This is a genomic window from Escherichia sp. XD33 (assembly GCF_019375075.1).
Taxonomy (GTDB): domain Bacteria; phylum Pseudomonadota; class Gammaproteobacteria; order Enterobacterales; family Enterobacteriaceae; genus Enterobacter; species Enterobacter flexneri_A.
Map to the genome: position 1 here is coordinate 1 of NZ_JAENDM010000099.1, position 5,797 is coordinate 5,797.

Annotated in this window: 5 protein-coding genes and 2 pseudogenes; 2 read left to right on the plus strand and 5 right to left on the minus strand. The window is 54.8% G+C overall.

Going from position 1 to position 5,797, the window contains the following annotated elements:
• A pseudogene (locus tag K0778_RS24550) lies at positions 1-156 on the plus strand (ISAs1 family transposase); the annotation flags it as partial.
• Positions 157-320: 164 nt separating this feature from the next.
• On the opposite strand, the gene K0778_RS24555 reads toward K0778_RS24550, so the two are convergent.
• The 5 genes and pseudogenes from K0778_RS24555 to K0778_RS28705 form a co-directional block, all read right to left on the minus strand.
• Positions 321-1,445, minus strand: a complete 1,125-nt coding sequence (locus tag K0778_RS24555; protein WP_001216257.1) for an ABC transporter permease — start codon at positions 1,443-1,445, stop codon at positions 321-323.
• Positions 1,445-4,180, minus strand: coding sequence for a ribosome-associated ATPase/putative transporter RbbA (rbbA, locus tag K0778_RS24560; RefSeq protein ID WP_000149156.1), 2,736 nt, complete (start codon positions 4,178-4,180; stop codon positions 1,445-1,447). Before rbbA ends, K0778_RS24555 begins: the two co-directional genes overlap by 1 nt.
• Positions 4,177-5,244, minus strand: coding sequence for an HlyD family secretion protein (locus K0778_RS24565; RefSeq protein WP_000361491.1), 1,068 nt, complete (start codon positions 5,242-5,244; stop codon positions 4,177-4,179). Before K0778_RS24565 ends, rbbA begins: the two co-directional genes overlap by 4 nt.
• A gap of 62 nt (positions 5,245-5,306) precedes the next feature.
• Entirely contained in the window at positions 5,307-5,420 is a 114-nt protein-coding gene (yhiY, locus tag K0778_RS24570) for a protein YhiY (RefSeq protein ID WP_001296785.1), read from the minus strand.
• Positions 5,421-5,609: 189 nt separating this feature from the next.
• A pseudogene (locus tag K0778_RS28705) lies at positions 5,610-5,684 on the minus strand (hypothetical protein); the annotation flags it as partial.
• Positions 5,685-5,710: 26 nt separating this feature from the next.
• Here K0778_RS28705 and K0778_RS27975 point away from each other — a divergent pair.
• Positions 5,711-5,797, plus strand: an 87-nt coding sequence (locus K0778_RS27975) for a hypothetical protein (RefSeq protein ID WP_227664762.1), incomplete at its 3' end; no start/stop codon positions are given.

The following is a 5,797-nucleotide window of genomic DNA, read 5'->3' on the forward strand; positions in this document are numbered from 1 at the left end:
AATGCAGCAGAATTATTTTCAGGGATACGGCACATTGCTATTAATATTTTGACGAATGATAAGGTATTCAAGGCAGGGTTAAGACGTAAGATGCGAAAAGCAGCCATGGACAGAAACTATCTGGCGTCAGTCCTTGCGGGGAGCGGGCTTTCGTAATCTTGCCCTGAATACAGGACTGAGTATCAAAAAGCCGGTTAACTGAAACTGTCCAGGTTTTGGGGGTCAGTTCATAAACGCCTTATCCGGCCTAAAAACAACTAAAATTCAATAAATTGCACCGATGCGTAGTCCCTATAAGCTTACGCATCGGGCAATTGTATTTACGCCATTGTCCCAATCGTCTTCCTGAATCGCAGCAGCGCAATGGTGAAAAATGCGCCGCCAATTGCCATCAGCGTCAGAAACTGCGGCCAGACGATTTCGAATCCGGCACCCCGGTAGAGGATGGCCTGCGCGAGGCTAACAAAGTGTGTCGTCGGCATGGTCAGCATAATGTCCTGCACCATCTGCGGCATACTTTCGCGCGGCGTGGAACCACCGGAAAGCATTTGCAGCGGCAGCAGCACCAGAATCACCAGCAGCCCCAGTTGCGGCATTGAACGCGCTATCGTCCCCATAAAAATGCCGATTGACGTGGTGGCAAACAGACTGAGCGCCACGCCCAGCATAAACAGCGGGATCGAGCCTTCAATCGGTACGCCCAGTACACCTTTCACCATCAGCACCAGCGATAATCCCGATACCACCAGCACCACCAGCCCCATCGACCAGATCTTCGCCATCATGATCTCAAACGGCGTTATCGGCATCACCAGTAAGTGTTCCACCGTGCCGTGTTCACGCTCGCGGATCAGCGCCGATCCGGTCAATACAATCGCCAGCATGGTAATGTTGTTGATGATCGCCATCACCCCGCCAAACCACGCGGGATCGAGGTTCGGGTTAAAGCGCATCCGGGTTTCCAGCGATACCAACGGTTCGCTGTTATCACGGTAGCGCGCGACAAAGCTGTTCACTTCACCGTTGATAATATTCTGGATATACCCATTGCCGGTAAATGCCTGGCTCATGCGCGTGGCATCGACGTTCACCTGAATATCCGGCTGGCGTCCGGCGAGGACATCACGCTGAAAATTAGGCGGAATATTTATCGCGAAGGTATAGCGTCCGGCGTCCAGTCCGGCATCCATCTCATCGGCGGTGATCATCTCCGGTGGCAAAAACCACGGACGATAGAAGCTGTTAACGATCCGGTTCGATAACTGCGATTGATCCATATCGGCAATGGCGATCGGCGCGAGGTTCAACGATCCTGGCGTAACGGTCGCTGACGAATACACCGACACCGTAAACGAGAAGACAATCAGCGTCAGCATCGCTTTATCACCGAGCAGACTGCGCAACTCTTTGATACCCAGATTAAAAATATTGCGTAAATGGCGCATCATCCCTCCTGTTTTTTCAGCAGCAGGATACTTAAGCCCATCACCAGCGGGATGGCTATCAGCAACGGGATAAAAAGTTGCCACAAATCAGTCAGATCCAGCGCTTTCGAGAACGTCCCGCGGGCGATAGTCAGAAAATGACTGGTCGGGTAAACCTCGCCGATCCAACGTCCAGGCCCTTCCAGCGAAGCTACCGGATCGATCATCCCGGAAAACTGTGTCGCCGGGATCAACGTGATAATCGCCGTTCCGAAAATGGCGGCAATCTGGCTTTTCATAAAGGTGGAGATCAGCAGCCCCATTCCGGTGGCAATGATGATATACAGCAGCGCCGCCAGGGTGAGCGTCAGGAAACTGCCTTTATGCGGTACGCCAAACACAAACACCGACAGGCCGCAGAGCAGGAAAAAGTTCAGCATCCCCAGCGCGATGTATGGCAACTGTTTACCAAGCAAAAATTCACTACGCGTGGTGGGGGTCACGTAAAGGTTGATAATCGACCCAAGCTCTTTTTCCCGCACCACGCTAAGGGCGCTTAGCATTGACGGGATCATCATCAGCAGAAGCGGGATCACCGCCGGAACAATCGCTGGCAGGCTTTTTACGTCCGGGTTATAGCGATAGCGCGTCTCAATATTCATCAGCCCGCTTTGGCTGGCGGGTGTCGATTGTCGGCTCGCCACATCCTGTAACCAGCTCTGGTGCATGGCCTGCACGTAACCTTTTACCGTTTCAGCACGGCTCGGCATCGCTCCGTCGATCCAGACGCCGAGTTCCACAGGCGTACCACGCGCGATATCGCGCCCGAAATTGGGCGGGATCTCAATCGCCACCGTGATATCGCCCGCACGCATCCGACGATCAAGCTCGTCATAACTGGTGAGCGGCGGCTGTTCGATAAAGTAACGGGAACCGGAGAGGTTGAGTGTCCACGCCTGGCTACTGACGGTCTGGTCGCGGTCGAGCACCGCAAAGCGCAGGTTTTCCACATCCATACTGATGCCGTAACCCATTATCAGCATCAGGATCACCGTTCCCATCAGCGCCAGCGTCGAACGTACTGGATCGCGTCGCAGTTCCAGCGCTTCGCGGCGGCTGTAGCTAAACAGACGGCGCAGGCTAAATCCCTGACGCGGCGCGTGGGTGGTGTCGTGTACCACGGGCGGCGCTTCGGCTTCGTTGCTCTGCCCTGCCGCTTCCTGCAAATAGGCGATAAATGCCTCTTCCAGACTGGCGGCTCCGCGTTTCTCAACCAGTTCCTGCGGTGTACCGCTGGCAAGCACTTTTCCGGCGTGCATCAGTGAGATGCGGTCGCAACGTTCCGCTTCGTTCATAAAGTGGGTGGAGATGAAGATAGTCACTTTGTCCTGGCGCGAGAGATCGACCATCAACTGCCAGAACATATCCCTCGCCACCGGATCGACACCAGAAGTAGGCTCATCGAGGATTAACATCTCCGGGCGATGAATCACCGCCACCGCCAGCGAAAGCCGCTGGCGAATGCCGAGCGGCAATGACTCCGGCAGAATATCTTCAACGTCGTTGAGCTTAAAACGCTCGCTCATTTCAGCCACTCTTGCGGGAATTTCCGCTTCCGGGATGTGAAACAAACGGGCATGTAACTCAAGGTTTTGCCGCACGGTGAGTTCGTTATAGAGCGAAAACGCCTGCGACATATAGCCCACCCGACGGCGGGTATCGATATCTTTTGGATCAACCGGTTGCCCGAACAGCCACGCCTCACCTTCGCTGGCGGGCAGCAGTCCGGTGAGCATTTTCATGGTGGTGGATTTACCGCAGCCGTTCGAACCAAGAAAACCAAAAATCTCCCCGCGTGGAATGCGGAAATTAACGTGATCAACGGCAACGAAGGAACCAAAACGCATGGTCAGATCGCGCGCTTCGATGGCAATCTCTGCGTTTTCAGGTTGATACGGTGGGATCACTACCGCCTGATGCGCCTGGCGTTGCGCTTGCGGTAACAGATTTATAAATGCTTCTTCCAGCGTAGCGCTTTGCGTTTGCTGCCGTAGCTCTTCGGCGCTGCCAGTTGCCAGCACTTCTCCGGCATTCATCGCTACCAGCCAGTCGAAGCGTTCGGCCTCTTCCATATAGGCGGTGGCGACCAGCACGCTCATATTGCTCTGCCGCTGGCGAATACTGTCGATCAGATCCCAGAACTGGGAGCGGGAGAGCGGGTCAACCCCCGTTGTTGGCTCATCAAGGATCAACAGTTCCGGGTCGTGGATTAACGCGCAGCACAGCCCAAGTTTTTGCTTCATCCCGCCGGAGAGTTTCCCTGCCGGACGATCGCGAAACGGTGCTAACCCGGTGCTGGTCAGCAGCTCATTGATTCGCACTTCCCGCTCCGCTTTGTCGTGACCGAACAGGCGAGCGAAAAAATCGACGTTTTCATACACCGACAAGGTGTGGTAGAGGTTTTTGCCCAGCCCCTGCGGCATCCAGGCGATGCGCGGGCAGACGTCGCGGCGATGCTTCGGGTCGCGCATATCGCCGCCCAGCACCATCACATTGCCCTGTTCAATGACGCGGGCACCGGAAATCAACGACAACAAGCTCGACTTCCCGACGCCGTCCGGGCCAATCAGCCCGACCATACAGCGGGCCGGAATATCGAGAGTGATATTGTTCAGCGCAACGGTTTTTCCATAATGCTGGCTCACGCCCGCCAGTTGCGCGACAGGCGGGACGGGAACCAGTTCCAGATGCGTCATTGCGGCAACCTCACCACGAGGTCGTCAGGCCACGGAAGTTCTTCATTCACCCGCACCCACGCTACGCCCGGCAAACCGGTTTTGACATATTCCAGATGCTGCTGGAGTAATTCCGGTGGGATACGCGCTTTGACGCGGAACATCAGTTTCAGCCGTTCATCGCTGGTTTCGACGGTTTTTGGCGTGAACTGGGCGACACTGGCGACAAAACTGATGGTTGCAGGAATACGCAGATCTGGCGCGGCATCGAGGATCAGCCGGGCTTCACCGCCCAGTTTCAGCGTGCCCGCCTGTTCGGTTGGCAGGAAGAAAGTCATATAGACGTCGCTGAGATCGACCATATTCAGCACCCGACCGCCTGCCGCCAGCACTTCGCCTGGCTCGGCAACCCGATACTGCACGCGTCCGTCACGCGGGGCTTTCAGTTCGCTGTCATCGATATCTGCGGCAATGCGCCGTTCAGTGGCTTGTGCCGCTTCGACGCGGGTTTGCGCCTGAATGATATTGGTGCGTGCCGCTTCTATAGCCGCTTTAGAAGCCGATACCTGAGCTTTCGCCGATTCCAGCGCAGCTCGGGCGCTCTCAGCGGCGGCGCGATCGTCATCCAGCTGTTGCGCAGAAATAGCCCCTCGTTGGGCCAGTGAACGGGAACGCGTATGACGTTTTGCTACGGAGTCCAGTTCTGCCTGGCGTTGATTAACCAGCGACTGTGCGGCACGAGTTTCGCTTTGTCGTTGCTCCAGCAAAGCCTGCGCGGCAGCAACGGCGCTTTGTGCCTCTTTGATTTGCGCGATGGCTTCCAGTCGCTGTTCCTGCAACACGCGAGTATCCATCTTCGCCAGCACTTCACCTTCGCGAACAAACTGGCCTTCTTTCACCAGAATGGTGTCGATACGCCCGGCAATTTTGCTGGCAATATCCACTTCCGTCGCTTCAATGCGCCCATTACTGACAGCAAAGCCTTCCGGCACACCTGCCGGGCGCAACAGCCACCACGCCACGATAGCCGCCACCGCCAGTAACCCGACAACCCACCACGCCAGATGGCGCTTACTCTTATCCATAATCGACCCGCCATAATCCCTGTAAGCAAACGACGCGTGTTACAACTGCCGCCGAACGACGTTCAGCGGATTCTTCCATCCGGGATAAGAAGGAAACGGCAAATACGACCAGCGCGCAGAGCATTGAGCGCCAACGGGGAAGGCTTAGTGAAAACGGGTAGTAATGTTGTCATCATCAGCATTCCTGGCCGTAAATGAAACACGCATACTCATAAGTGTGATCTATAAAACTGGCTGACAAAACGGTATCCATCCTGTTGGATAGCGTTTCACGCCTGTTCAGTTGCAGGAACAGAGCATTCCTTTTTACGTTTTATCAACAGTCTCAACCAGATAGTAACATTAATATTCATGTTGTCTATGGTTCAGAGCTGTAACATTGTGCGCCTTCTAATCAAAGGCATAAGTCCATTTCTGTTTTTTTCATGCTGGTAGGCTTTGTTGAATAAATCGAACTTTTGCTGAGTTGAAGGATCAGATCACGCATCCTCCCGACAACACAGACCATTCCGTGGCAAAGCAAAAGTTCAGAATCACCAACTGGTCCACCTAC